Origin of the sequence: Streptomyces sp. NPDC058326, assembly GCF_042879855.1 — a bacterium.
In the GTDB taxonomy this organism is placed as follows: Bacteria; Actinomycetota; Actinomycetes; order Streptomycetales; family Streptomycetaceae; genus Streptomyces.
Genome location: NZ_JBHVZO010000005.1, coordinates 271,990 through 298,295, shown reverse-complemented (window position 1 = coordinate 298,295; position 26,306 = coordinate 271,990). Strand labels below are relative to the sequence as shown.

Genomic DNA, 26,306 nt, shown 5'->3' with positions numbered 1-26,306 from the left:
CGGTCCTTTCGGGGGTGGGGCGGTCGTCAGGCGGTGCCGCCGGCGACCGTGAGGCCGCCGTCGACGGTGAGGACGTGGCCGGTGACCCAGGAGGAGTCCTCGGAGGCCAGGTACGCCACGGCGGAGGCGATGTCCGACGGCTCGCCCAGACGCCGCAGGGGGTAGTCCGAGGCCACCTCGGTCTCCCTGCCCTCGTAGAGGGCTTCGGCGAACCGTGTCTTCACCACGGCGGGGGCCACCGCGTTGACACGGATCTCCGGGCCGAGTTCGACGGCCAGGGTCCGGGTCAGGTGGGACACAGCCGCCTTGCTCACGCCGTAGAGGCCGATACCGGGTGACGGGGTGTCGCCGGTCACCGAGGAGAGGTTCACGACGGTGCCGCGGCGTTCGGTGAAACCGAGCTTCGGGTGGGTCACCGCGTCCTGCACCCAGGCGAGGGTGGCCAGGACGTTGACCTCGAGAACCTTGCGGGCGACGTCGAGGTCCAGGCCGACGACGGGGCCGTAGGCAGGGTTGATGCCCGCGTTGTTCACGAGGACGTCAAGACCGCCGAACTCGCGTGCGACGGTGTCGAGGACCTCGCGGCGGTGCTCTGGGTCGTCCGCCCCGCCGGCGACGGTGATGACACTGCCCGGGGGAAGAGCGGCGGCGGCCTCTTCGAGCGGTCCGGCCTTGCGTGCGGTCAGGCAGACACGTGCGCCTTCGGCGACGAGGCGTTCGGCGACGGCGAGCCCGATGCCCCGGCTCGCGCCGGTGATGACAGCGGTGCGGCCGGAGAAACGCTTCTGGCTCATGGATTCAGTCCTTCGAGGGGGAGACCGGCCCCGGGCCGTCGAGGCCGCGCAGCTCGGCACGCCGGATCTTGCCGCTCTGGGTCTTGGGCAGGTCGGCGATGAAATGGATCGTGCGGGGACACTTGTAGGCGGCCAGCCGGTCGCGGGTGAAGGCGATCAGTTCTTCGGCCGTGGCGCTCAGGCCCGTCTTGAGCGAGACGTAGGCGACGACGGTCTCGCCGCGGTAGGCGTCCGGCTGCCCGACGACCGCGGCTTCGAGGACCGAGGGGTGCTCGTACAGCGCGTCCTCGACCTCGCGCGGCCAGACCTTGTACCCGGACACGTTGATCTGGTCCTTGAGCCGGTCCACCAGGTAGACCCAGCCCTCCTCGTCGATGACGGCGACGTCACCGGTACGGAGCCGGCCCTCCGGCATCGTGTGACGAGTGGCCTCGGGCTTGCCCCAGTACCCCGGAACGATCTGCGGCCCGCTCAGCTCCAGCTCGCCCTGCTCCCCGCTCGGCACCGGGTCACCGTGCAGGTCCACCACCCGCGCCGTGAGGCCCGGCAGCGGCATGCCGACCGACAGCGTCCCGCTCGGCAGGTGCACCGGCGCCCTGCCCCCGGGAGGGACGGCGACGACGGCGGACGTCGTCTCGGTCATCCCGTAACCGTTGTGGAGGTAGACGCCGAACCGCTCCTGGAACCGTTCGACGGTGGCCGGCGGGATCGGCGCGCCCCCGGAGTACAGGGCCTTCACCGACGCGAAGTGCTCCGGTCCGGCCTGCGGCAGCTCGTAGATCGCGTTGTACGCCGTGATGGAGCCGATCGTGTAGGTGACCCCGTGCTCGGCGAAGGCCTCCAGGGCGACCTCGGGGTGGAAGCGGCCGGTGAGGACGAGCGTGGTGTCGGTGAGCAGGGAGATCGTCGCGTTGACCACGGCGCCGGTGATGTGGAACAGCGGGGCCATGGCGAACACGACGTCCCCGTCGCTCACACCCATCCACGACGCGCACGTCGCCACCACGCTCAGCACGTTGCCGTGGGTGTTCATGGCCCCCTTCGGCGGCCCCGTCGTCCCCGAGGTGTACGTCAGGAACGCGATGTCGTCGTGGGTCGGCTCCACGGGCGAGGGGCCCCGGCCCGCGAACTCACCGATCAGCGCCACCAGGTCGCCGTCCGGCGCCGGGGCATGGCGTTCCGTTGTCGCGAACACCCGCGGATCGTTCCTCGACCGGTAGTCCAGCGCCGATGTGCTGATCAGCCATCGCGCCGTGCTCCCCGCGAGCGTGCCCAGCGTCTCGTGGACGTCCGCGTCCGCGCAGACGACGCCGACCGCCCCGGAGTCCTCGATGATCCGGCGCAGCTCCTGGCGCCGGTACATCGGATTGAGTCCCAGCGCCGTGGCCCCCAGCTTCCACAGGGCCAGCAGCACCAGCGCGTACTGCGGAACGTTCTGCAGGTACACCCCGACGCGGTCACCCCGGCCGGTTCCTCGGGCCTCGAACGCCGCGGCCAGGGCGTCCGACGCCGCGTCCACCTCCCGCGCGGTCAGAGCGCCGTCGAAGTAGCGGAGCGCCGTGCCGTCCGGGTTCCTCGCCACGCGTGCCTTCCAGGCGGCCACGAGCGAGCCGGGGGCCGCGTCCGTCCTCGTACTGGATCCGTCGAGGAACGTGCCCCGCCTTCGGTTCTCATCCACTGTCATCTGCCGTCCTTCCCAGCCGTGTTCATGCGCTTGGCCTGCCGGTCACGCGAGTTCGCGCTTGAGGATCTTTCCGGTGGATGTCATCGGCAGGGTCCGCACGATCTCCACGATGCGCGGGTACTTGTAGGCGGCCATCTGCTCCTTGCCCCAGGCGATCAGCTCGTCGGGACCGGTCTCGGCGCCGCGGTCGAGGATGACGAACGCCTTGATCTCCTCGCCGTGGCTCTCGTGCGGCACGCCGACGACCGCGGCCAGGCTGATCGCCGGGTGCGTCATCAGGACCTCCTCGATCTCGCGCGGGTACACGTTGAAGCCACCGCGGATGATCAGGTCCTTCGCCCGGTCGACGATGTAGTAGAAGCCGTCCTTGTCCCTGCGGGCCAGGTCGCCGGTGCGGAACCAGCCGTCCCTGATGGCTTCGGCGGTGGCCTCGGGGCGGCCGTGGTATCCCTTCATCACGTTGTGGCCCTTGACCGCGATCTCCCCGATGGCGGTGCCCGTGCCGTCGTCCTCGACCTCGGACCAGTCCGGCTTGACGAGCTTGACCTCCACGCCCCAGATCGGTACGCCGATGGAGCCGGGCCGGGGCTCTCGCGCCGGATCGCTGAAGGTCACCACCGGCGAGGTCTCGGAGAGGCCGTAGCCCTCCAGGACCTGGACGCCCAGTCGCTCCCTGACCTGCTTGATGAGCTCCGCGGGGAGTGAGGCACCGCCGGAGACGCCGACGCGCAGGTTCCTCGCGATCCGCTCGACGTCGACGTCGTCGGTGAGCGCCTGCAGCAGTCCCCACCACATGGTGGGGACTCCCGCGAAGAAGGTGATGTCCTCCCGCTGCATCAGGGACACCGCCTGCCGGGCGTCGAACCGTGGCAGCAGCACCAGTGTGCTCGCCGTCGAGAAGCCGGCGTTCATCTGCACGGTCGCGCCGAAGGAGTGGAACAGCGGCAGCACGACCAGGTGGGTGTCGAGGGCGGGCCGGTTCTCCAACAGCTGGTTGCACGCGAGGGCGTTGAGCACCAGGTTGGCGTGGCTCAGTTCGGCGCCCTTCGCCTGTCCTGTCGTACCGCTCGTGTAGAGGAGCACGGCCGGATCGTCACCCGAGGTCCCGACGCTGTCGAACGTCGTCGCGGCGCCCCGCAGCGCGGCGCCCATGGTCTCGACGCCCTCGATCGGACTTTCCGCGGTGGGGTCGGCGGTGATGAGGAAGAAGTGCTCGCAGCCCGTGGTCTCGGTGAACCCGCCGTGTCCCTCCGCACCCATCGGCAGGCCCTCGCCGCCCTCGAAGCAGAAGTACGCCTTCGCCCCCGAGTCGGCGAGGTGGTAGGCGACCTCCCGGCCCTTGAGCAGGACGTTGAGCGGGACGACGACGGCGCCGGCCTTGAGAATCCCGTAGTAGACGATCGGGAACCAGGGCACGTTCGGACAACTGAGCGCGACCTTGTCGCCGGGCCAGACGCCTCGGTCGACCAGGAGATTGGCGACCTGATTGGCGGCGGCGTCGATCTGGGCGTAGGTGAGACGCGTCGTGCCGAGGACGACCGCGTCCCGGTCCGGGTGCGTGCGGGCGGAGTCCTCGAGCAGGACCGAGAGGTTCAGCATGGTGCCATTTCCGGAAAGGTGGGCCGGGCCAGGCCGCGGAGGAACAGAACACGCGGCCTGGCTCGGAGCGGGTGGGGGTAACGCGTGACTCGATGCGGGTGTCACAACTTCCGCAGGAGCCGGTCGAGGGCCTCGGCCGTCGCCTCGACGTCGGCGGTGGTGTGCGCCGTGCTGAGGAAGACCTTGCCGGACGGCATGAAAAGGAAGCCCTGCCGCAGCATCCCTTCGAGGATCACCGCCCAGAGCCCGCTCGTTCCGTGAAGCCCCGTGGCGCCCCCGGCGGGGACGTACTGGAGGAGCGAGCCGACCCGGTTGAAGCTGCCGAAGTCGGGCGATGAACCGAGAGCGGCGCCGACGAGGGCTTCGAACTCGGACGCGGTCCGTTCGAGTTGCTCGTAGACAGTGGGATCGGCCAGGACGCGCATCGTCGCCGCGACGGCCGCCAGTGCGATCGGGTTGGCGTTGAAGGTTCCGGCGTGAACGACCCCGGACGTCACCTGATCTATCAGATCGGACCGGCCTACGACGGCGCTCTGGGTGAAACCGCCGGCCATCGCCTTTCCGAAGACGGACAGGTCGGGAAGGACGCCGTACTTCTCGGCCGCCCCGCCCCGGGCGATCCGGAACCCGGCGATCACCTCGTCGAAGACGAGGACGACGCCGTGCCGGTCGCAGAGGGTGCGCAGCGTCGACAGGAACTGTGGCGAGGGTGCTTCGACGCCCGCGTTGCTCATCACCGGGTCGACGAGCACGGCCGCGATGTCGCGCTCGACGGCCTCGCTCAGCAGGTGCTCGGCCAGAGCCACGTCGTTGAAGCGCGCCACGACCAGGTCGTCAAGGACGCTGGCCGACTGCCCCGCCCCACCGGGGGTGGCGGGGCGGTCGCAGTCGTCCTCGGACATCCCGGCGTACACGGTGTCGTGCCAGCCGTGGTAGCTCTTGGCGAACTTGAGGACGCGGCGCCGCCCGGTGGCGGCGCGCGCGAGGCGCAGCGCCACCTGCACCGCTTCGGTCCCCGTGTTGCTCCACAGCAGTCGCTCGCCGTGCGGCACGGCCTCGAGGACCGCTTCCGCCGCGAGGTACTCCAGCGGGTGGCCGGTGCCGACGACTTGCATCTTCTGCGCGACCTCGGACACCGCTGACAGCACGCGCGGGTCGCTGTGACCGAGGACGAGCGGGCCCCAGGCCATCACGTAGTCGACGTACCGGTCGCCGTCCAGGTCCCACGCGTACGCGCCCCGCGCCTCGCGCACGAAGAGCGGATGGGGAGGCATCGCGGCGCGCAGGCCCGACCCCACACCCCCGCCGACACTGCGGCGGGCTCGCTCGAAAGCCGAGCGTGATGATTCCAGGGCCATGAGATCGCCCCTGCCTTTCAGTACGTGATCACCGAGCGGATGCCGATGCCGCGCTTCATCTGGTCGAACGCCTCGTTGATGTCCTCAAGACCGATGACGCTCGTCACCAGGGAGTCCAGATCGATGCGGTGGTTCATGTAGTGGTCGATCAGCAGCGGGAAGTCGGAAGCAGGCTTGCTGGAGCCGTAGTTCGAGCCGATGAGCGAGAGCTCCTGATCGGACATGACGAAGGGATCGATGGAGACCTTCAGGCCGTCCGCCACCTGCCCGGCGACCACCGCCGTGCCGCCCCGGGCCAGGACCTCGTAGGCCGATTCGATGGTGCGGGGCAGCCCGATGGCCTCGATGGCGATCTCCACACCGCGTCCGTCGGTGAGCTGTCGCACCCGGTCCGCGAAGTCCTCGCGGCCGTTGTTGATCAGGTCGGTCGCGCCGAAGACGCGCGCCTGCTCCAGCTTCTCGTCGGAGATGTCCGCGGCGATGATCTTCCGCGCGCCGGCGAGCCGGGCACCCTGGATCGCGTTCAGGCCGACGCCGCCGCAGCCGAGGACCAGCACGGTGTCGCTCGGACGCACGTTGGCGGTGTTGACGGCCGCGCCGACACCGGTCGTGACGGCGCATCCGACCAGAGCCGCCTGCGGGAACGGGGCGTCGTCCCGGATGGCGATCGCGCCCGATTCGGGCACGAGGGTGTACTGGCCGAACGTTCCGAGGCCCGCGAAACTGAGGACGTCGTCCCCGTCGGCGGACGTGATCCGGGGCCGGCCGTCGAACGACAGGTGGTTCGCCGAGTGCTGGCTGACCATGTCGCAGAGGACGGGCCTGCCACTGATGCAGTAGCGGCAGCGGCGACACGAGGGCGTCCAGGACAGCACGACGTGGTCGCCCTTCTTGAGCGTCGTGACGCCCTCGCCGACGCTCTCGACGATCCCGGCTCCCTCATGGCCGAGGATCATCGGCGTAGGAACCTCCCATTCGCCCAGGAGGACGTGGAGGTCGCTGTGGCACACCCCGCTCGCCTGGAGCCGCACGAGCACCTCGCCGGGGGGAGGCGTCGAGGGGATCGTCACTCTCTCGATGGTCAGCGGTTCGTTCGGCGTCCTGAAGACAGCGGCGTCGAATTCGATGGTCATGAAAGTCTTTTCCTCCGTGTTCTGGGCGATCACGTCCGAGCGGTGCGGATGAGCTTCTTGTTGGCGAACTCGTCGATCCCCGCCCGGCCCAACTCGCGGCCGAAACCGGACAACTTGACCCCACCGAAAGGCAGTTCGGCGCCTTCGAGGCCGACACCGTTGATGAAGACCATGCCTGCGTCGATCTGGTCGGCGACGCGCAGCGCCTGCTCGGCGTCCGTCGTGAACACGTACGAGCCCAGCCCGTACGGGGTTTCGTTCGCCAGATCGACGGCCTCGTCCTCGGATCCGACGCGGTAGACGGTCGCGACGGGGCCGAAGAGCTCCTCGGCGGCCGACGGCGACGTCGGCGAGACGCCCGTCAGAACGCCGGGAGGGAAGTACGCCCCTTCGCGCTGTCGTGCGGAGACGAAGGTCGCCCCGTCATCGACGGCCCGCTTGACCTGTTCCTCGACGTACTCGGCGGCGGCGACCGAGGAGAGCGGCGCCAGGCCGTCGGTCAGGGCGAGCACTTCTTGCGTGAACTTGTCGAGGAAGGCGTCGTAGATCTCGTCGGCGACGATGAAGCGCTTCCCGGCGTTGCACGCCTGCCCGGCGTTCTCGAACCGCGCCTCGACCGCCGCCTGGACCGTGGCGTCGAGGTCGTCGGTCGACAGCACGATGAAGGGGTCCGAGCCGCCCAGTTCGAGCACCACCTTCTTGAGGCTGCGCCCGGCCTTCGCGGCGACCTCCGCGCCGGCCCGCTCCGAACCGGTGAAGGAGACGCCCTGCACGCGGGGGTCGGCGATGGCGCGGCCGATCTGCTCGCCGGTGGCGTGGACGTTGACGTAGCAGCCCTGGGGGAAGCCCGCGTCCGTGAACAGCTGCTGGAGAGCCGCGGACGACTCCGGACACTGCGACGCGTGCTTGAGCACGATGGTGTTGCCCAGGGCGAGGTTGGGCGCGGCGAACCGGGCCACCTGGTAGTACGGGTAGTTCCAGGGCATGATCCCAAGCAGCACGCCGACCGGCTGGCGGCGGATGAAGGCGGTGCCCTCTCCCTCCAGGAGCTCGATCGGCTCGTCGGTGAGGAACTTCTCCGCGTTCTCGGCGTAGTACCGGTAGATCGAGGCGCTGAACTCGACCTCCCCGACGGCCTCGTCCACCGGCTTGCCCATCTCCCGGTGGATGATCTCGGCGAGCTGCCGGCTGCGCTCGCTGTGCAGGGTGGCGACGGTGTGCAACAGCTGGGCGCGCTGTTCCGCGGAGGTCTGCCTCGACCAGTGCGCGTAGGCCTCCGCCGCCGCGTCGAGCGCCGCGTCGACGGCCTCGTCCGTCGCGGTGGGGTACTCCTTGACCAGCTTGCCGCTGGCGGGGTCCACCACCGCGTACACGTGCCGCTTCGCCATACTGACTCCTTCGTCGTGATTCGGGTTCATGCGGGGGCCCCGGCCGTGCGGGCCGGGTTCGAGTCCAAGGGCGCGTTGCGGTCGTGCAGCGCGCGGTAGGCGCGGAAGTAGACGAATCCCTGGGTGCCCCAGGTCGCCAGCGCGGCGGTGTAGAAGATCGTGCGGTTCGCGTCGTCGAACGGCAGCGGGAAGAAGTCGTACGTGATCGCGATGGTGGTCCCGGCGGCCGTGACCAGTCCGGTCCAGACCGCCGGCCACCTCGCGCCCGCGCTCCAGAGCCGCTTGACGAAGTAGCAGAGGAACACGGCCGTGAGGAGGTTGACGACGACGTAGAACACGGAGACCCAGAACGCACCACGGTCGGTGTGGAGATCCGCGCCGTGGAAGGGGCGGAGGAACAGGGCGGCCACGATCGCGACCCCGAACACCGCGACGTCGACGCTGCGGCTCGGCTTGTAGCGATGGGTGACCTTCATCAGGCCCAGGACCAGGATGAGGGTGATGCCGACCGACCTGGAGAACGCGTCGAAGAAGTACGCCACGTCGTACAGCACGCTGTCGCTCTTGGCCCCGAGCAGCGACCAGAGCAGGAAGTTGGTGCCCGACGTCGCGACGACCATCCACTCGAGACCCAGGAGGTAGTTGCCGTAGCGGCGGATGAATTTCCAGCCGTAGAAGTAACCGGCGAAGATCATCCACAGGTCGGCCAGCAGGAACAGCGTCTCCTTCATCGGGACGCCCCCTCTCGGACGTCGCGAGTCAGCAGGGTGATGACGCTCTCTGCGGTGCGCTGGCCCGTCAGAACCGCGCCGTTCATGGTTCCGGCCCATTCGCCGGCGGTTTCGGAGCCCGCCCAGTGGACGCGCCCGTGGGGCTCGCTCAGCGCCTTGCCGAAGCTCGTGGTCGCGTAGGGGGCGACGGCGGGGTTGGGGCCGCCCGGGGCGAAGGGCTCCGCTCCCCAGCAGTGGTCCACGTAGTCGATCGGGGCGAGCGCCTGCGGACCGTAGAGGTCGGCGAGCTGCCGGACCACCCGGTCGCGTCGGGCCCCGGGGCTGAAGCCGTCGAAGACGCGCGGATCGCAGAAGGCCATCAGGACGCCCGGCCCGCCGGGGGCGGGGGACACGTCGAAGGTGATGAACACGGTTCCGGTGTCGGTCACCGCCTCGCCGGAGCATCCCTCCGCCCTCCAGAACGGCCTCTCGTAGGCCACGAACGCCTTGCTCAGCACGCCCATGCGCCAGGTCCGCGTGAGCCCTTCGCCCTGCTCGGACAGAGCGGGCTCGAAGGCGATGGCGGCGCGATGCGCCGGCGAGGCCGTGACGATCGCGTACCGGGCCCGGATCTCGCCGGAGTCGGTGCGGACGGTGACGCCGTCGTCGTCCTGTGCGATGCGGCGCACCGGTGTCTCCAGGCGCACGCGGTCGCCGAGCCGCTCTGCCACCCGCTTGGCGATCTCCTGGGTGGTCTCGGCGATCCGGTCCTGCTGCTGACCGCCCTCGACGTCCAGCATGTGGTCGAGCCCGGCCGCCGAACGGATGTAGCGCAGTGCGTGCAGCAGGGAGACGTCTCCCGGGGTGCAGCCCCACTGCACCTTGCTGATGACGGTCATCAGCGCACGGGTTCCGGGCAGCGCGTTCTTCCGGTCGAGCCACTCGCCGAACGAGACGCCGTCGAGCCGGCCGGCCCCCGGCGTCTCCCACGCCGCGTCCACGTCGACGGTCGCGACCAGCTTGTTCACCGCCGCCTGCATGCGCGCCATGTCCACCAGGGCCGCGGGGGAGACCTTGGGAATGGTGCCGCTGTAGGTGCGGCGCCGGCCCGCCATCCACAGCACGTTGCGGCCCTGGGTGAACTGGTCGGTGGTGGTACACCCCACCCGGCTCGCGAGGTCCCGGACGGCGGTGTGGCGCCGGGCCACCCACGTCGCTCCGAGGTCGACCTTCACGCCCGCCACCTCGCCGGAGAGCGAACGGCCTCCGACCCGGTCGCGGCCTTCCACGAGCAGGACGGATCGCCCCGTGCTCACCAGTCGCTCCGCCGCGCTCAGACCGGCGAAACCGGCACCGACGACCACGACGTCGACCGTGGTGGTCCCGGAGCGCGGCTCACGAGATCCGGACATGGCTTCCTCCTTCGCCCACGCGGTTCGCGTGCTGCGCGATGTAGGTCGTGATGGGGCCGACGAGGGACTCGGGGAGGTGATGGCCCATGCCGGGAATGACCACGTGCTGTGCCGAGCGGATCGCCTGGACTGTCGCGGCGCCGCCGCTCGGGCTCACCAGTGGGTCCCGGTCGCCGTGGATGACCAGCGTCGGGGCGGTGATCCGGCTCAGCTGGGCCGTCCGGTCCCCGGAGCGCTGGATGGCCTGGATCTGGCGCGCCGTGCCGGCCGCCGGGTCGCCGGCGCTGCGGTCCCAGCCGCGCGCCGCGATGGCCGCCTCGGCCGCGTCGTCGATGGGGTGCCCCGTTCCCGCGATGTGCTGGGTGAGCCGCAGGTGGGCACGGACCGCCGCGGTTCTGTTCCTCGCCGGCGGGGCGGCGAGGAGCCGGATCGTCGACAGGGCCGGCTGACCGACCTTGCGCGCCCCGGTCGTGGAGTAGAGGGAGGACAGCGACAGGACCCGCTCGGGTGCTGTGGCCGCGATCGTCTGCGCGATCATCCCTCCCATCGACCGCCCGACCAGATGCACCCGCGCGATCCCGAGATGGTCGAGTACGCCGACGGCGTCCTGGGCCATGCCGGCCAGCGTGTACGCGTCGCCGCGCGGACGCGCGGCGATCTGACGCCAGATCCCGGGCGGGGGCGCGGCGACGAACGTCGACTGGCCGGCGTCGCGGTTGTCGATCGCGACGACCCTGAAACCGTGGACGGTGAGGGAGCCGACGAACGAGTCGGTCCAGAAGGTGAGGTCTTCGCCCAGTCCCGCGATGAGCAGCATCGCGGGGTCGTCCTTGTCGCCGTGGTCCCGGAAGCAGATCGTCATCCCGGACGGCAGGGTCGCGTACTGGTCGGCGCTCTCGACGGCGCTCGCCTCAGGCACGGGTGGCTCGCCTCCCGCCGGGCGCCGGTGCGGCCGCCCGCCGGGCGCCGAACCGGAGGTTCTGGTCCGCCACCGGGCCGCGCAGCGCCCTGGCGTCCTCGGGGTAGGACATCGCCATCCGCCAGGGCTTCTTGGGGCCCTGCTTGGGCATGAGCTTCTCGCCGCGCTTGGCGTACCCGGCCTGAAGGTCCATGACGGGCCTGCGCTGCGTCCCCGCCGGTGCGACCGGAACCACCGTGTCGTATCCGCGGGCGTCCATGTGCCTGACCAGGTCGATGAAGTAACGGCACATCAGGCTCACCTTGAGCGTCCAGGACGAGGTGGTGTAGCCGATCGCCATCGCCCAGTTCGGCATCCCGCTCAGCAGCATGCCGCGGTAACAGAGCGCGTCCGCGATGTCGACCTGGTGCCCGTCGACCACGATGGGCATGCCGTCGAAGAGCCGAAGGTTCAGCCCCGTCGCGGTGACGATGATGTCGGCTTCCAGTTCCTCACCCGACGCCAGGACGATGCCGCGCTTGCTGAACCTCGCCACGGCGTCGGTGACGACGGAGGCCTTTCCGTCCTTGATCGCGTCGAAGAAGTCGCCGTTCGGTGCCACACACACCCGCTGGTCCCACGGGTCGTACGGCGGGTTGAAGTGCTTGTCGACGTCGAATCCCTTGGGAAGGCGCTTGACGTTCTCGCGCCGGATGAAGGCCCGTCCTGCCTTGGGGAAGGTCCGCAGGCCCTTCACGACGGCGTGTTCGGTCCAGATGTTCTTGAACCGCGTCACGGCGTACCCGCGTTCTTTCCCGAGCAGTTTCGTGAGCGCCAGGGCGACCTTGTCGACGCGGGGGAGCGCCATGACGTAGGTGGGGGTGCGCTGCAGCATCGTCACGTGCCGGGCGGCGCCCGCCCCGGTGGTCATGGCCGGCACCAGAGTGATCGCGGTCGCGCCGCTGCCGATGACGACGACCTTCTTGTCGCTGTAGTCGAGTCCCTCGGGCCAGTGCTGTGGATGGACGATCCGGCCCTCGAACTCGTCCCGTCCCTGGAACTCCGGGGAGAACCCCTCGTCGTACCGGTAGTAGCCGGTGGCGGCGAAGACCCATCCCGCGTGGATCGTCCTGGTCCGGGTCGCTCCCGTGGCGGGGTCCGATGTCTGGACGGTGAGGGTCCACCGTGAGTCCGCCGTGGACCACTCCGCGCGGACGACCCGGTGGCCGAGCCTGAGGACGCGCTCCAGGCCGTTCTCCTCGACGGTCTCGTGGAGGTACTCCTTGATGAGGGGAGCGTCGGCGATCGCGGCTTCGTGGCGCCAGGGCTTGAACGCGTATCCGAACGTGTGGAGGTCGGAGTCCGAGCGGATGCCGGGATAGCGGAACAGATCCCAAGTGCCTCCGATGTCGTCGCGCGCTTCCAGTACGGCGAGCGACTTGTCGGGCAGCTCCCGGCTGAAATAGGTGGCCGCGCCGATCCCGGAGATCCCGGCTCCGATGATCACCACGTCGAACTCCTCGACGGCGTCCAACACCTCAGCTGTCATGGCGTTTCCTCGCTGTTCCTGTGGCGGTTGCCTCACTGTCGCCAGCCAGGACCGCCTGCGAGAACGACAGCGGGCACCTCTTTCGCCAGGACTCGGTGCACGATGCACAGGCGGACCGGGCAGCTGCGCCCCTACGGTGTCCGACGTTCGGGCGGAGGCCCCGGTCGAGCCCGGGGCCCGGCCCTTCCGGGAGGGCGGTCGGAGACGACCGTCCAGCGGCGTCTTGCTGCCGCTGCCATTGCGGGAGCAAGTCCGGGGTGGTAGAGGTTTCCCCCTGCTGTTTAGTGGTACTAAACAGCAGGGCCGTGGTCATGCGGGGAGACCGAACCCGCTGTCGTGACGACCTCGCCGCGTGCCGGGACCCACAGGTGTATCGAGCCGCGGGGTATCGCCGCCGTCGCTCCCACGATCGCCGCCGTCGCTCCCACGATCGCGGCCGAGCGGAAGCGGCCGACGACCCTGAACCCGCACGGGGCCGCGTCTTCTCGGGCGGCAGGAGCCGCCTCCTGCCGCTCCGGCTCAGCCACCGCGAGGGAGTCGCACCTGTTCGTTCGCGCAGGCGTACCGCTCCACGCACGCACTCCTTCACCCACCCACGACGAGCCGGTACCGGCCCGTGAGCCGAAAGGTGATCGCGATGACCGACCTCTCCAAGACAGGGCACGCCGAAGCACCCGGCGGTGAAGCGGGATCGGGCAACCCGCTCCACCGTGGGCTCGGCGTGTCGCAGATCGTGTTCATGGTCGTCGCCGCGGCGGCACCGCTCGGCCTGGTGGCCGGCGGGGTGCCGCTCGCCTTCGCCGTGAGCGGCAGCCCGGGGATGCCGCTGTATTTCGCGCTGTCCACCGTGCTGCTGCTGGTCTTCGCGGTCGGCTTCACACTGATGGCCGGACGGGTACGCGACGCGGGCGCCTTCTACGCCTACGTCCAGGCGGGGCTCGGCCGCATACCCGGCCTCTCGGCAGCGACCCTCGCGCTCTTCTCCTACACGCTGCTTCTCGTCGGGGTGAACGCCTATGTCGGGGTCGCGACGAGCAACGTCATCGAACGGTACGCCGACGTCGGCTCCCCGTGGTGGGCCTGGGCGCTCGTCTCGCTGGGCGTCATCGCCTTCCTCGGCTATCGCGACATCGAGCTCAGCGCCAAGGTGCTCGGTGCCGTGCTGGTGCTGGAATTTCTGCTGCTCCTGGTCATGGACGTCGGCATCGTGGGCCACGGCGGCGCCCACGGCCTCACGGCCGAGCCGGTGTCGCCCTCGATCGTGGGCACCGGCTCCCTGGGCCTCGGCGTCATGTTCGCCCTCTTCGGGTTCATCGGCTTCGAGGCGACGGCCGTGTTCCGCAACGAGGCGAAGGACCCCGACGTCACGGTCCCGCGGGCGACGTACGTCGCGATCCTGGTGATCGGAGCCTTCTACTCGTTCACCGTGTGGGCGATCGTGGTGGGTTCCGGCGTCGACGCCGTGGTCGGAGCCGCGCAGGCCGACCCCGAGGGCCTGGTCCTCACGCTGACGCGGAGCTACGTGGGGTCCGTCTGGGCCGACGCCATGCAACTTCTGCTGATCACAAGCCAGTTCGCTTGCGTACTGGCCTTCCACAACGTCGTGACGCGCTACCAGTTCGCGCTGTCTCGGGCCGGCGCGCTTCCGGCGTCGCTGAGCGTCGTCCACCCCCGGCACCGCGCGCCGTCGGCGTCCTCGGCCGTCGCCTCGGCGGTCGCGTTCGTCACCACGCTCGTCGTCGCCTCGCTCGGCCTCGACCCGATCGGGGACCTCTACGCGTGGTTCTCCGGCGCCGCCACGCTCGGCATCGTCCTGCTGATGGCGGCCACCAGCCTCGCCGTCATCGGCTTCTTCCGGCGCGCCGACGGGCGGCAGCCGGTGTGGCGTACGGTCGTGGCCCCTGGCGTCGCCTTCCTCGGCCTGGCCTGTGTGGTCTGCATGATGGTCGCCAACTTCGCGCTCCTCGTCGGTACCACTACGGGTGCCTGGGTGATCGGCGGGCTCGTCGCCCTCTCGGCCGTGGCCGGCGCGGTGCAGGCCCTCGTCCTGCGCGCGCGCCGACCGGCTGTCTACGAGCGACTCTGAGCGACGTGCCGGTCAGCTCATGAGCGCAAGGGCGCGGCCGGTCTGTGCACCGTGCACCGCCCTCGGAGGAAGCCGGTGCCCAGTGTCGTTCTCACCACGGCCGTGGCCTGTGACAGTGGGGTACCAGGCAACCGCCACCGGTGAAGTCCGGTTTCGCCGGCCACCGTGTCGTGGGCGGGCCGACCGAGGCGCCCAAGGGAGTGACGTTGAAGAATCGGACTGTCGTGGTGGGGCTCGGTGCCACTGGCCGGGCCATCGCCTCTTCCTTGCTGCGACGCGCGGACGTGGAGATCGTGGGAGCGGCGGACCGGGACCCCCGCGTGGTCGGTCAGGACCTCGGAGTGCTCCTCGGCGGCGTCGCGAACGGTGTCGTCGTCGTGAGCGACCCGGCCGAGCTGCCCGCCGCCGACCTCGCGATCGTGGCGACCGTCTCGGATCTCCACAGGGTGGCCGACGTCCTGCTGCCGCTGCTGGAGCGTTCGTACAACGTTCTGAGCATCTGCGAAGAGCTGGCCCATCCATGGCGGAGCCACCCCGATCTGGCCCGGCGGCTCGACGACACGGCGAAGGCGCACGGCGTGACCGTCCTGGGCAGCGGGGCGAACCCGGGCGTCCTGATGGACACCCTTCCTCTCCTCCTGACCGCACTGACCCAGCGTGTGGAGAGCGTGCGGATCCGCCGGCGGACGAACATGTCACGCTACGGCGCGATCCTGTCGAAGTTCGGCCTCGGTCTGACCATGCGCGAGTTCGCGACGGCTCGCAGCCGGGGCGAGGTCGTCGGGCACCACGGCTTCGAGCAGGCCATCGGGGCGCTCGCGGCAGGGCTCGGATGGGATCTCGACTCGGTGGACGTGGGAGAGGTCGAACCCGCTGTCGTGACGACTTCGCCGCGCGTCGGGGACCACATGCGTATCGAACCGGGGCAGATCGCGGCGGTCACTCACGCCGCCCGGGGCGTGCTCAAGGGCGAGGTGGTGATCGATCTGGAGATCACGTTCGGGTTCTTCGAGCCGGCCGATGAGGTGGCCGCGGGCGACGATTACCGGATCGTCGGGGAGGAGCAGATCGTAGACCTCCGTTCCTCCGTGGGCTTCGATTCCTTCCTCAGCACCGTCGCGGCAGCGGTCAACGCCTCCACCGCGGTCGTCGAGGCGCATCCCGGTCTCCTGACCATGGGGGACCTGCCCGCCCGTTCGGTCGCGGCCAAGGGAGAGCGGCGAGCGGGCCGGGCCTCACTCGGGGCCACGACTTCTCAGGACTGAGACGGAGACGCAGAGGACGGAGAACCTCCTGTTCGCCGTCTTCACGCGTCTCGCCGAAGAGCCGCCCGTCACCGTCGATCCGCCGGACGGGAACGGGGGCTCGGGCGCGCTGCCGAGCACGCCACGACGCGGAGTACGAAGTGGGGCGGACGCCCCACCTGGAAGGAGATCGGGACAGCATGAGGACCGACAGCACGAAGTACACCAGCTTCACCGGCTGGATCGACCCGCCGGACGACGTGCGGCCCGCGCTGGACGGTGATCTCACCTGCGACATCGCCGTCATCGGCGGCGGGATGGGTGGCATGGCGGCCGCCCTGCGCCTCGCGGAGCGCGACCAGGACGTGGTCCTGCTGGAGGCCGAGTTCTGCGGCTACGGCTCGGCCTCGCGCAACGGCGGTCAGATCGCCGGGGCGCCGGGTGGCGACCTGCGGATGCTCAGCCTCCAGTCCCCGAAGAAGATGCCGGTCATGGCCAAACTGGCGGAGCACGCGGGCCGCTATGTGGAAGACCTCATCACGAGGCACGACATCGACTGCGACTACGTGGCGAACGGCCTGGTGTGGGGTGCGGTCTCACCCCTCATGATGCTCAGGGTGCGTACCCAGGCGGCGATCCTGCGCGCCTTCGGTGGGGGCGGAACCGTCGGCAGCAGGGAGGAGCTCGGCCTCCCCGCCGGCTTCGTGGGCGGGATGCGGGAATCCATCGGCGGGATGCTGAACCCGGGCAAGCTCGCTCGTGGTGTGCGCCGCGCGCTGCTCGCGTCCTCGGCCAAGGTCTTCGAGCGGACGCGGGTGAGCGATGTCCGGCGCACAGGCGGCATCGTCGAGATCACGACACCGCACGGCACCGTGCGGGCCAACAAGGTGCTGCTCGCGACCAGCGTCTACGGCGGTGAGTGGGACATCACGCCCAAGAACCTCGCGACGCCGCTGTACGTCATCGAGATCGAGTCGGAACCCATCGCGCCGGAGCGGCTCGCCGCGCTGGACTGGACCAGTCGGTCCGGCATCATCACCCAGCACCAGTTGATGACCCACTACCGGCTCACCGAGCGCAACACCATCGTCTGTGGGGTCCGCAAAGCGCAGCGAGGCCAGACCTACCCGCTCCCGGACCGGCTCCCGGACCCCGCTGTCGTGCGGGACATGGGGAAGGATCTGGCCAACCGGTTCCCGTCGCTGTCCGACGTGGCCATCGAGCGGGCCTGGGGCGGTTGGATCGGCATCAGCCCGGACTGGCTGTCGGTCGCCGGGCAGGTGGGTGACAACGTCTTCTACGCGATGGCCTGCAACGGCCACGGCCTCTGCCAGGTGCCGTACGTGACCCACCAGCTCGCCGACTACATCGTCGACGGTCAGATGTCGGACGACCTCGCCGGCATCTGGTCGGACGCCCCGAAGTACTCGCCGTCGATGTCGCTGCTGATGCAGCCGTTCGTCCTCCGGGCCATCTGGGGGCTGGACCGGTTCAACGACTTCTTCAACGGCAGCAGGACACGGGCCCGGCGGGCGCTCCGTCGTGCCAGGCGCGGGGGTTCCTGAGGGTTGGGGCGACGCCTGCTCCGTGACGGCGCGGTGTGAGATCGCCATCCGCTACGACAACACCGCCGGGTCCTGCGAAGCAGCCGTCGCCCTCGCATCACTCCTCATGCGGACCCGGCATTCGACGCCGGGACCTAGGCGGGTTCTCGCGCGGCGCGCGGCAGGGGAGGCGACAGGACCCAGAGGACCTCGCTCACCGTCGTACCCGGATTGTCGAACTCGTGAAGCGTCTGGCCGGAGAACGAGGTGGACACCCCGGCCGACAGCATCCGGGTCTCGCCCCCGACGATCAGACGGGTCGAGCCGCTCAGCCCCATCGCGAAGATCGTGGCGGTGTCGAGCCGATAGGGGCCTCCGGTGCCCCCGCCTGGCTCGATCACGGAGCGGAAGACCTGGAACGCCGTGGTGTCGGCGGGCGTGAGCAGGTACTCGGCCACGCCCTCACCGCCCATGTCGATCCGGCTTCCGCCGGCCACGACGTGTTCGTCGGGGCACCCGAACAGCTCCCCGACCCCGATCCGCAGCACCTCGCAGACGCGCAGCAACGTGGGGACGGACACGCTGGTGAGCCCACGCTCCAACTGGCTCAGAAAGCCCTTGGTGACCTCTGCCCGGTGCGCGACCTCCGTCAACGACAACCCGCGGTCGAGCCTGATCTTCCGGAGCCGCGCACCCGTGGACGCTTCGAGGGCGGCGGCGCCGCGTTCCGCTCCTTCTGCTGTCCCGCCGTCACCGATGGACATGGTGTGCTCACCGCCCGTCCCGAGGCCGAGGTCGTGTGCCTGTCAGGTGACGGGCCGACCCGGACGAGTCCTCTCCGTGGCACGAGGCTAAGGCATGCGCGCCAGGGGCGGTCGGTGCGCCCCTGCGCAGGGGGAGGGGGCGATGGTGTCGAACCCCTTGTGGTGCCGACGAGAGCGTGGTAAATCTGCCGCCGTTTAGTGGGAGTAAACAGCGGCCGAGGGCCCGCGCCTGCGTCGGCGGCCAGGTGGCCGACGAGCCCCTCACCTGTCTGGGACACGGCATGTCGGGAGCCTCGGCTCCCCGAGAGCAGAGGGACACTGAGAACATGGAAGAGCTGTGGCCCCCGCCCTCGCGTGAGGTCGCCGATGCGATCAGGTCCCTGTGTCAGCGCCTGCTGACGGAAACGGATGCCCTGATCGACTCCTTCGCAAGGCCCTCTCTCGTCGCCCAGAACGATCCCGCTCTCCTCGCGGACGCATCGCTGGTCGAGGAGGATCGCGCGCTCAACCGCTCTGAGGTGGTCCAATGGTTGACCGCAAACGTTCAGCAACCGGGGCGGAGGGTAGAGCCCTACGTCAGCCCGAGGACCACGGCGTACATCAACGATCTCGTCTCCCGGGGCATCGCGCCCGACTTCGCCGGTGCCTGGCGCGTGGCCTTGGGGATCGGCTGGCGGCGATGGCTGGAGGAATGCGTGGCGGACTGCGCGGACCCCGAGCATCTCGTGGGGGTCCTGGACGTGACGGCGCAGTCGCTGGTGCAGTACGCCCTCGACTCCGTCGCTGCCCTGCGGCAAGCCGGCCTCGCCGCGGCGATGGGGAACACGGATGCAGAGGGGATCGCACTGATCCAGCTGATCGCCAGTGGGGCGCCGATGGCGGAGGACCTCGCCGAAGGACGCCTGCGCTACCGGATGGCGCGGTGGCACGTGGGCCTCGTCCTCTGGGTCGACGATCCCCAGGAGGCCGACGCCCTGGACGAGGCGATCGCCGCCGTGCGCTGCTCCGCCGGAGGTCGAAGCGCCCTGGTGGCACGCGCCAGCGCCACGTCGCGGTGGATCTGGCTCTCGGGGGAAGCCGTCCCGGACCTTCACCACGTGGAGAAGGACCTCGCGGCGACCGACGCGGTCCGTGCGGCGGTGGGAAGGCCGGGACGCGGTCTCGAAGGATTCCGCTCCAGCCACCAGGACGCCCTCGCGGCGCAGGCGCTCGTGATCCGGCTGGGTTCCGACCGGCGGTTCACCGCCTACGCCGACGTCGAGCTGATCGACGCGCTCACGAAGGATCGGCCCGGCGCACGCCGGTTCGTCATCAACACCCTCGGGCCGTTGGCCGAAGCCGACCCGGCGCTGCGGCAGGCACTGCTCACCTACGTGCAGTGCGGCTTCAGCACCACCCGGGCGGCCGCCGACCTCTACGCGCACCGCAACACCGTCGAACGGCGGGTCTCACGCGCCAACGAGCTCTCGGCCGTCAAGGTGGAGGCCAACCCGACCCACGTGGCGGCGGCACTCCTGGTGCTGGACATCGCGCCTGACATCGTGACGGTCGTTCCGAGCTGAGCTCACACCACGCAGCTGCGGTGCTCGAGCTTCCTTGCCCAGGGAAGAGCCCGGAAGGGCGAGACGGGGAAAGGCGGGCAGAACCGCCCGGGCGCCCGGACGGTGCCTGGGCGGCCTGCCTTCGCCAGTGGCATTCCTTCCGGAACGTTTGCGATCGACGGCGAGGGCGACGCTGACACCGCCGCCCAGAGGCCGACGTCGCATGTCGGCCTCTGGGCGCAGAGCGCCCAGGTGCCCTCCGCGCGTGCGTCAGGGGTCGCACGTAGCGTCCACGATGCACGTCATGCACAGTGACCTTGAGTCCGTTTTGTTCCCGTCAGGCTACTGACCTGCGGTTTTCCTTAACCTGTTTTGGCTCTACATGTTTGCGATGACGCATCACGTGGAGTGAGTGGCGATCCTTGAGCCTACTGGAAAGGGACGCTGACCTGCGTCTTTGCCGAGCGTGCATGATGTGCGTTACGTGCGTTACGGGCGATATCTTGACGCATATCTGACGCACGTGACGCACGGTTGACGCACGGACGGGTCGGTTTCTGACGTGCCGTCATGCGTGATGGGCGACCGCCGAGTGGAGCCCCCGGCTGTATGGCGGTGGGCACCTTGAAGGGGGCGGGGAGATCGGCTGCCGAGCTGTTGGCCGCCCCCGCCCATCCGCCTCTGGGCAGTAACGTTCCGTGACACTCGGTGGAGTGTCCGGTGCGTGTCGTCTCATGGGCGGTAGGGGGCGGGGGAGGCCGACGCATCCGGGGGTTTCTGCGGTGGATCAGAGGTCGAGGACCAGGCGGTCGCTTCTGGCTCGGGAGACGCAGATCATCATGGTGTTTCCTGCGGCGTGTTCCTGGTCGGTCAGGACCGAGTCGCGGTGGTCGATCTCCCCGGACAGTACGGTGGTCTCGCAGGTTCCGCAGATTCCTTCCTCGCACGACGTCATCACCGACACACCGGCATTGCCGACTGCCTCAAGAATGGACATGTCCTCGGAGACCTTCAGCGTCGTGCCGGACTGGGCGAGTTCCACCTCGAAGGTCGTCAGCGGCCCGGCGGTGACGTCCTTCTTCGGGGCGAAGCGCTCCAGGTGCAGAGATCCGCTCGGCCACTTCTCGCAGCCGGCCTCGACCGCCGCGAGCAGCGGTTCCGGGCCGCAGCTGTAGACGGCTGTCTTCCGTTGCGGCTTGCCGAGCAGCGAAGGCAGGTCCAGGAGCCCGTACTCGTCCTGCGGCCGCAGGCTCACCCGCTCTCCGTACGTCCGGCGCAGGGTCTCGCCGAACGCCATCGAAGCCCGCGTACGGCCGCCGTAGACGAGGCGCCAGTCGGCGCGGCTCGCGTGGACGGCCGCGATCATGGGCAGGATCGGGGTGATCCCGATTCCTCCTGCGATGAACAGGTAGTTTTTCGCCTTGACGAGCGGAAAGTGGTTGCGGGGCCCGCGTACGCGCACCGGCTCGCCCTCCGTGAGTACGTCGTGCACATGGCTCGATCCGCCCCGGCTTTCCGGTTCGCGCAGCACAGCGACCTGAAGCCGGGACCGGTCCGCCGGGTCTCCGCACAGTGAGTACTGCCTGACGAAGTCGGCTCGCAGTATCAGATCGATGTGTGCTCCCGGCTGCCATTCCGGCAGCGTACGGCCTTCGGGGTCGCGCAGCGTCAGCAGCACCACACCTTCGGCTATCGTCTCCTTGCGTTCCAACACGAGGTCGAGTTCGACCTCGGTGCTGAGAGTGATCATGCTCGGCCTTTCATTTCTTACGGGTGGCGATTCGGTGGTCGGCTTTCTTTCCTGGCCGATCAGGAGGGGAAGCAGCGGCCGAATGCGCGGAGCAGTCGAGGGGGGCCCTGCAGCTTGATCTGGCGCCGCACCAGTGCCCAGGCGAGCATCGTCGGTTTGGTGAGGAAGCGCAGCCAGGTGGCCGTGTCGGCGGTGATCTTGAGGTCTGGCTCGCCGTGATGTCCGTCGGTGATACCGAGTTCGCGGTCGCGGATGGTCACGGTGATCTGCCGGGACTCGTCGCCGGTGAAGGTGAAGTGGTAGGTGGCGGACATGTCCTTGGCCTGTTCGCGCTGGAAGATCAGCGGCATGCCTTCCACCAGGCCGTCGATGCTGTTCGCGCGCAGGCTCATTGCCACGTGCTTCGTCTGCTTGTTGGGGAACTTCTTGGCCACGTGCTGCTCGGCGTCGGAACCGGGGACGACGTAGACGGTCTCTTCCTTGTCCACCAGGGGGCGCACGACCTGGGTGAGGTGTGATTTGCGATTGTCCAGCCAGGGTCCGATGACGTCTTCGCCGGCCGGGCACACCGACATGCAGTAGGCCGCTTTGTAGTTGGCGCCGAAGGACAGGCTCTGCCACATGGACGCGCTCTCGCTGTCGCTCACGCGCGAGCGGTAGTCGTGGGCGTCACGGCTTTCGGCGACCTGTTCGGCCCAGTCGCCGAAGCCACCCATGAACTCACGGTAGTTGTGCGTGTAGCAGGCGGAGAAGTTGAAGTGGCCGTCGGACGCGATCGCCCCGGTCGGGCAGGCTGTCACGCACAGCTTGCATTCCAGGCAGGGGTTGTACTCGATGGCCTGGGAGACGTCGCTGACTTCGGCGTCGATGAGGATGGTGCCCAGCAGGATGAAGTTGCCGAACTTGGGGTGGATGACGTTGCGGTGGATTCCCATCTTGCCGAGTCCGGCCGCCACGGCGACCGGCTTGTGCGAGACGACCCATGTCTTCCTGGGGAACTTGTCCATCTCCATCGGGAAACCCATCGCGGGGTTGATGGCGCGCACGCCCATTGCTTCCAGCTTGGCCACCATGTGCCGGCCGACCTCGTTGGTGTGGTCGCCGGTGTGATGGAACTCCAGGTTGGCCACCGAGCGCGCGGGAGTGCGGATGTTCTCCCGGTTCATTCGGGTCACGAAGCTGATCAGCACGCGGACGCCCGGCAGGGCGGCTTCCAGGTCCGCTCGCTGGTCGGCGATTTCCGGCCGGTCGATCTCGACGAAGCCGACGTCGTCCGCACCCGCGTCGAGACACAGCTGCCTCAGCCAGTCCGCATCCAGCGGCTCCGCGGGCCGGGCGACGCCGTGGTCGTGCCGCTGGCGGACCTTGAGGACGGTGGGATGGGCGTCGAGCTTGTTGTTGCCGGCCATCGTGCCTCCTTTCCTGTTCTCTCATGTCGTGTCAGGTGCGCGGTGGCCGCTCGTGCGACCCCGTCGGGCACCTCGGCGTGGGGGAGGGCCTGAGGTGGCAGACCCCTGGAGCGCGCGACGGCTCAGGCGGCTGCCGCCAGCTTCTGGATGCGCGGATGGTTCTCCAGCACCCATCGCACGGTCTTCGGCCGGCGCCCGAGCAGGGTGTGCAGCTGGTCGGTGACGCCGCGGTACCCGCCGCCGCCGATCAGTCGGGTCAGGGTCTTCATGTGCTCAGCGGTGTGCGGAAGTTCAGCCAGGGCGGTGTCCACGTAGGTCTCGTTCCAGCTTTCGACCTCTTCGGGGACGTACGTGACCGGACGTCCCAGCGCGGCGCCGAAGTCCTCCGCGAACCCGTGCATGTCCTTCCACTCCGGACCGTTGAGCTCGTACGACTTCGAGATGTGCGGCGCAGGGTCGGCGAGGATCCTCGCGCACACCTCTGCCACGTCGTAACCCGCGATGGGTGCGAGCCGGTGGTGGCCGAAGGGCAGGCGCAGTTCGCCGTTGGCCAGCGGCTCCAGCGCGAGCCAGGTCATCAGGGGGTTCTCGACGAACATGGCAGCCCGTACGTGGACGGTCGGGAGGCCGGACCACTCCAGCACCTGTTCGGCGATCCAGTGGGCCCGCTGTTGCGGCGACCAGTCCGTGACGAGTCCGCCGAGCCATGAACGCCGCTCCGCCTCCGGCGCGGTCATCCTCTCGAAGCTCATGAACGACTGCTCGTACTCGGACATGTTGACGAAGACCTCGATGTCACCTTGTGCCCGCGCCGCCGCGGCCATCAGGCTGACGGCGTCGGCGTAGTACGGCGACAGGCTCATGCTGAAGTAGACGCCTCGGCAGCCCTGCAGCGCGGCTGTCACGTCGGCGATGGTGAGCAGGTCTCCGACGAAGACATCGGCCCCGGCCCGGCGGAGCGCGTGCGCGCGTTCGTCATCCTGTCGCACGAAGGCGCGTACCGGGTGGCCTTGTTCGAGCAGCATGTCGACCATCGTTCGGCTCACGCCGCCGATATGGCCTGCGGCTCCGGTGATCAGGACGGGCTTGCGCTCTGACATCAATGCGTTCCTCTGTCTGGTGGGGTGGGGAGCCGGCTGCTGCGCGGAACACCGGGGGCGTGTGCCTGGGCGTTCGCGCCGTCGCTCAGCGCGGCGGCGGGCCGGCGTGGCGGTCGGAATCGTGGGGTCGACCGTCGCCGGCCATGGTCGATGAGGGCGAGGTCGTGGTGTTCGGCGCCCGCCTGCGCGCGGGCTTCGGGTCCGGATCCGGTCGGACCGTGCCGGGCAGGCGGATTCTGCGGAGTGTCATCGGAGCGATGCGCTGTCGACGCGGCCGAGGAAGTCCAGGAGTGCGGCGTTGACCTCGGCCGGACGCTCCTGCTGCGTCCAGTGCCCGCAGCCCGACAGCACCACCACGTCGTGCAGTTGGGGCGCGACAGCGGTCAACGGGTTGCCCGAACCACCCTCGCCGCGGAACATCGCGCTCAGCGAGCTGCCGCCGTCCGGACCGCGCAGCGAGGTGACCATGTCGCGGTCCCCCACGATGTACAGGGCGGGGACGTCGATCTGGCGCCCCCGGAAGGGCGCGAGCAGTTCGTTGTTGCGCTCGATGTTCCGGTACCAGTTGAAGGCTCCGGTGAACGCCTGCTCGCCGTGGAGGGCGAAGTCCTCGGCGTACGCCCGTATGTCCTCCTCCGTCAGCCACGTCGGGAGTGCGGGCGCCTGCGGCATGGTGTCCAGCAGACCGAGGCCGTCGGGTATGACCAGCGGGCGGGGCTCCTTGCCGAGCGGGTTGTCGCCGGAGGCGCCGACCAGGAGGCGGCGGAGGGATTCCGGGATGTCCTTGGCGAACTCGGCGTCGGCGACTCCCGGTTGCTGGAAGTACACCTGGTAGAAGCCGTCGCCGTACTGGGTGCGGGTGATCGAGGGCGGGACCATCCCGCCGGGAAGGATCGGCGGGATGCTGAGCCCGGCCACCGCGCGGACCTTGTCGGGGCGCAGCATCGCGGCGGTCCAGGCGACGGGTGCGCCCCAGTCGTGGCCGATGACGACCGCCTGCTCCTCGCCGAGCTCTTCGATCAGGGCGATCACGTCGCCGACGAGGTGGAGCAGGGTGTACGAGTCGACGTCCGGCGGCTGCTCGCTGCGGGCGTAGCCGCGCTGGTCGGGGGCGACGACCCGGTATCCGGCGGCCGCGAGCGCCGCGAACTGGTGGCGCCAGGAGTACCAGCTCTCCGGCCAGCCGTGCAGCAGCAGGACCAGCGGCCCCTGCCCCTGCTCGGCGATGTGCAGTCTGACTCCGTTCACGTCGATGAAGCGGTGGGTGAGCGAATATTCCACAGGGATTTCCCTTGACGTATGAGGGTGCGTGCTCAGTTCTTCAGCTGCGCGTACAGGGCTTCGAGGTCGGCGGACAGTTGCGACTTGACCCAGCGGGTGGTGTCGTCGGCCAGGACCTCGTGGGCTCCTGCCTCGATGCCGTCGAGCGCGGCCACGGCGACGTCGCGAGGGTCGGCCTTGGACACGTCGAGGCCCGCCGTCATGTCGGTGTCCACGTAGGCCACGTGGAGTCCGGTCACCGTGATGCCGCGCGGCCGCAGCTCCAGGCGCAGCGAGTTGGTCTGCGACCACAGGGCAGCCTTGGAGGCGCTGTAGGGCGTGCCGTCGGCCAGCCAGGACAGGGCGGAGTGGACGTTGAGGATGCGCCCCCCGCCGTTGCGCTCGATGATCGGCGCGAAGGCCCGGGTGACCAGCAGCGGCCCGTAGAAGTTGGTCTCCAGGTCCCTGCGCACGTCGTCCATCGGGGAGTCGAGGTACGAGGCGCCGACCGAGGCGCCGGCGTTGTTGATCAGGACGGTGACGTCCTGGGCCTGCTGGGCGGCGGCCGTCACGGAAGCGGGGTCGGTGACCTCAAGAGCCAGGGGAACGGCATCGGGGTGCGTCACCGTGCGGGGGTCACGGGCCGTGGCGTAGACCTTGCCCGCTCCGCGTCGGTAGAGCTCTTCAACCAGCATCTTGCCGATGCCCCGGCCGCCTCCGGTGACGAGGACGGCGGCGCCTTCGATTGCTGTCACGTCTATCTCCAAGAAGTAGGAAACCGATCGGTTTCACCACCGTAAACCGATCGGTTTCTTGACGCAAGCGCCGCCGCCCTTCGGTGGCGGCGCAAGGACCCCTCCAGTGCCGCCGACGGGCAAGTCGCGCCTCGGGCCGCGAGTTGGCCTGGTGTCCGGTGGGGATTGTCTGGGTGACATGGCGTCGGTCATCTCGCCGAGGCGGTCCCTGGCGCTTCTTGCCGCGGCGGAACCGCCGGCAGGACGATGTGGGACGGCCCGGTGGCGCCGTGGAAGATCTACTGCTGGGCCACGCAGGCCGTGGTCTCGTGCCGCACCGGGCACCTCG

Annotated in this window: 20 protein-coding genes; 4 read left to right on the top strand and 16 right to left on the bottom strand. The window is 69.4% G+C overall.

Annotation, left to right across the window (positions count from 1 at the left end; genetic code table 11):
• Nucleotides 1–26: 26 nt before the first annotated feature.
• The 10 genes from ACFVYX_RS12810 to ACFVYX_RS12765 all read right to left on the bottom strand — a co-directional run bounded on the left by ACFVYX_RS12810 (nt 27) and on the right by ACFVYX_RS12765 (nt 12,525).
• A complete protein-coding gene (locus tag ACFVYX_RS12810) occupies nt 27–794 on the bottom strand; it encodes an SDR family oxidoreductase (protein WP_389681357.1) in 768 nt (255 codons plus the stop codon).
• 4 nt (nt 795–798) lie between these two features.
• Nucleotides 799–2,478 (bottom strand): class I adenylate-forming enzyme family protein, encoded by a 1,680-nt coding sequence (locus tag ACFVYX_RS12805; protein ID WP_389681356.1) that lies wholly within the window; start codon nt 2,476–2,478, stop codon nt 799–801.
• A 42-nt stretch (nt 2,479–2,520) separates the two neighbouring features.
• Nucleotides 2,521–4,077 carry a long-chain fatty acid--CoA ligase gene (locus ACFVYX_RS12800; protein WP_389681355.1) on the bottom strand — a complete coding sequence of 519 codons (1,557 nt, stop codon included), beginning with the start codon at nt 4,075–4,077 and terminating at the stop codon, nt 2,521–2,523.
• Nucleotides 4,078–4,178: 101 nt separating this feature from the next.
• A complete protein-coding gene (locus ACFVYX_RS12795) occupies nt 4,179–5,351 on the bottom strand; it encodes an aspartate aminotransferase family protein (protein WP_389681354.1) in 1,173 nt (390 codons plus the stop codon).
• A 101-nt stretch (nt 5,352–5,452) separates the two neighbouring features.
• Entirely contained in the window at nt 5,453–6,568 is a 1,116-nt protein-coding gene (locus tag ACFVYX_RS12790; RefSeq protein WP_389681353.1) for a Zn-dependent alcohol dehydrogenase, read from the bottom strand.
• Nucleotides 6,569–6,597: 29 nt separating this feature from the next.
• On the bottom strand, nt 6,598–7,956 hold the full coding sequence (locus ACFVYX_RS12785; protein WP_389681352.1) for an NAD-dependent succinate-semialdehyde dehydrogenase: 1,359 nt from the start codon (nt 7,954–7,956) through the stop codon (nt 6,598–6,600).
• A gap of 26 nt (nt 7,957–7,982) precedes the next feature.
• Entirely contained in the window at nt 7,983–8,687 is a 705-nt protein-coding gene (locus ACFVYX_RS12780) for a transporter (RefSeq protein ID WP_389681351.1), read from the bottom strand.
• Nucleotides 8,684–10,078: a flavin monoamine oxidase family protein gene (locus ACFVYX_RS12775; RefSeq protein ID WP_389681350.1), complete on the bottom strand. Its 1,395-nt coding sequence runs from the start codon at nt 10,076–10,078 to the stop codon at nt 8,684–8,686. Before ACFVYX_RS12775 ends, ACFVYX_RS12780 begins: the two co-directional genes overlap by 4 nt.
• Complete coding sequence (locus ACFVYX_RS12770) at nt 10,062–10,997, bottom strand: alpha/beta fold hydrolase (protein ID WP_389681349.1); 936 nt, start codon at nt 10,995–10,997, stop codon at nt 10,062–10,064. Before ACFVYX_RS12770 ends, ACFVYX_RS12775 begins: the two co-directional genes overlap by 17 nt.
• Complete coding sequence (locus ACFVYX_RS12765) at nt 10,990–12,525, bottom strand: flavin-containing monooxygenase (RefSeq protein ID WP_389681348.1); 1,536 nt, start codon at nt 12,523–12,525, stop codon at nt 10,990–10,992. Before ACFVYX_RS12765 ends, ACFVYX_RS12770 begins: the two co-directional genes overlap by 8 nt.
• A gap of 637 nt (nt 12,526–13,162) precedes the next feature.
• On the opposite strand from ACFVYX_RS12765, the gene ACFVYX_RS12760 reads away from it, so the two are divergent.
• The 3 genes from ACFVYX_RS12760 (at nt 13,163) to ACFVYX_RS12750 (ending at nt 17,420) form a co-directional block, all read left to right on the top strand.
• Nucleotides 13,163–14,611 (top strand): APC family permease, encoded by a 1,449-nt coding sequence (locus ACFVYX_RS12760; protein WP_389681347.1) that lies wholly within the window; start codon nt 13,163–13,165, stop codon nt 14,609–14,611.
• A gap of 206 nt (nt 14,612–14,817) precedes the next feature.
• Nucleotides 14,818–15,876 carry a dihydrodipicolinate reductase gene (locus ACFVYX_RS12755; protein ID WP_389681346.1) on the top strand — a complete coding sequence of 353 codons (1,059 nt, stop codon included), beginning with the start codon at nt 14,818–14,820 and terminating at the stop codon, nt 15,874–15,876.
• Between the two features lie 179 nt (nt 15,877–16,055).
• Nucleotides 16,056–17,420 (top strand): NAD(P)/FAD-dependent oxidoreductase, encoded by a 1,365-nt coding sequence (locus ACFVYX_RS12750; RefSeq protein ID WP_389681345.1) that lies wholly within the window; start codon nt 16,056–16,058, stop codon nt 17,418–17,420.
• A 134-nt stretch (nt 17,421–17,554) separates the two neighbouring features.
• Here ACFVYX_RS12750 and ACFVYX_RS12745 read toward each other — a convergent pair whose 3' ends face one another.
• Nucleotides 17,555–18,163 carry a helix-turn-helix domain-containing protein gene (locus tag ACFVYX_RS12745; RefSeq protein WP_389681344.1) on the bottom strand — a complete coding sequence of 203 codons (609 nt, stop codon included), beginning with the start codon at nt 18,161–18,163 and terminating at the stop codon, nt 17,555–17,557.
• Between the two features lie 326 nt (nt 18,164–18,489).
• Between ACFVYX_RS12745 and ACFVYX_RS12740 the strand changes: the two genes are divergently transcribed.
• A complete protein-coding gene (locus tag ACFVYX_RS12740) occupies nt 18,490–19,725 on the top strand; it encodes a PucR family transcriptional regulator (protein ID WP_389681343.1) in 1,236 nt (411 codons plus the stop codon).
• Nucleotides 19,726–20,491: 766 nt separating this feature from the next.
• On the opposite strand, the gene ACFVYX_RS12735 is transcribed toward ACFVYX_RS12740, so the two are convergent.
• The 5 genes from ACFVYX_RS12735 to ACFVYX_RS12715 form a co-directional block, all read right to left on the bottom strand.
• A complete protein-coding gene (locus ACFVYX_RS12735; RefSeq protein ID WP_389681342.1) occupies nt 20,492–21,454 on the bottom strand; it encodes a PDR/VanB family oxidoreductase in 963 nt (320 codons plus the stop codon).
• A 59-nt stretch (nt 21,455–21,513) separates the two neighbouring features.
• Nucleotides 21,514–22,863 (bottom strand): SCP2 sterol-binding domain-containing protein, encoded by a 1,350-nt coding sequence (locus ACFVYX_RS12730; protein WP_389681341.1) that lies wholly within the window; start codon nt 22,861–22,863, stop codon nt 21,514–21,516.
• Between the two features lie 122 nt (nt 22,864–22,985).
• Nucleotides 22,986–23,963: an NmrA family NAD(P)-binding protein gene (locus tag ACFVYX_RS12725; RefSeq protein WP_389681340.1), complete on the bottom strand. Its 978-nt coding sequence runs from the start codon at nt 23,961–23,963 to the stop codon at nt 22,986–22,988.
• Between the two features lie 246 nt (nt 23,964–24,209).
• Nucleotides 24,210–25,244 carry an alpha/beta fold hydrolase gene (locus tag ACFVYX_RS12720; protein WP_389681339.1) on the bottom strand — a complete coding sequence of 345 codons (1,035 nt, stop codon included), beginning with the start codon at nt 25,242–25,244 and terminating at the stop codon, nt 24,210–24,212.
• Between the two features lie 32 nt (nt 25,245–25,276).
• Entirely contained in the window at nt 25,277–25,978 is a 702-nt protein-coding gene (locus ACFVYX_RS12715) for an SDR family oxidoreductase (RefSeq protein ID WP_389681338.1), read from the bottom strand.
• Nucleotides 25,979–26,306: the final 328 nt, after the last annotated feature.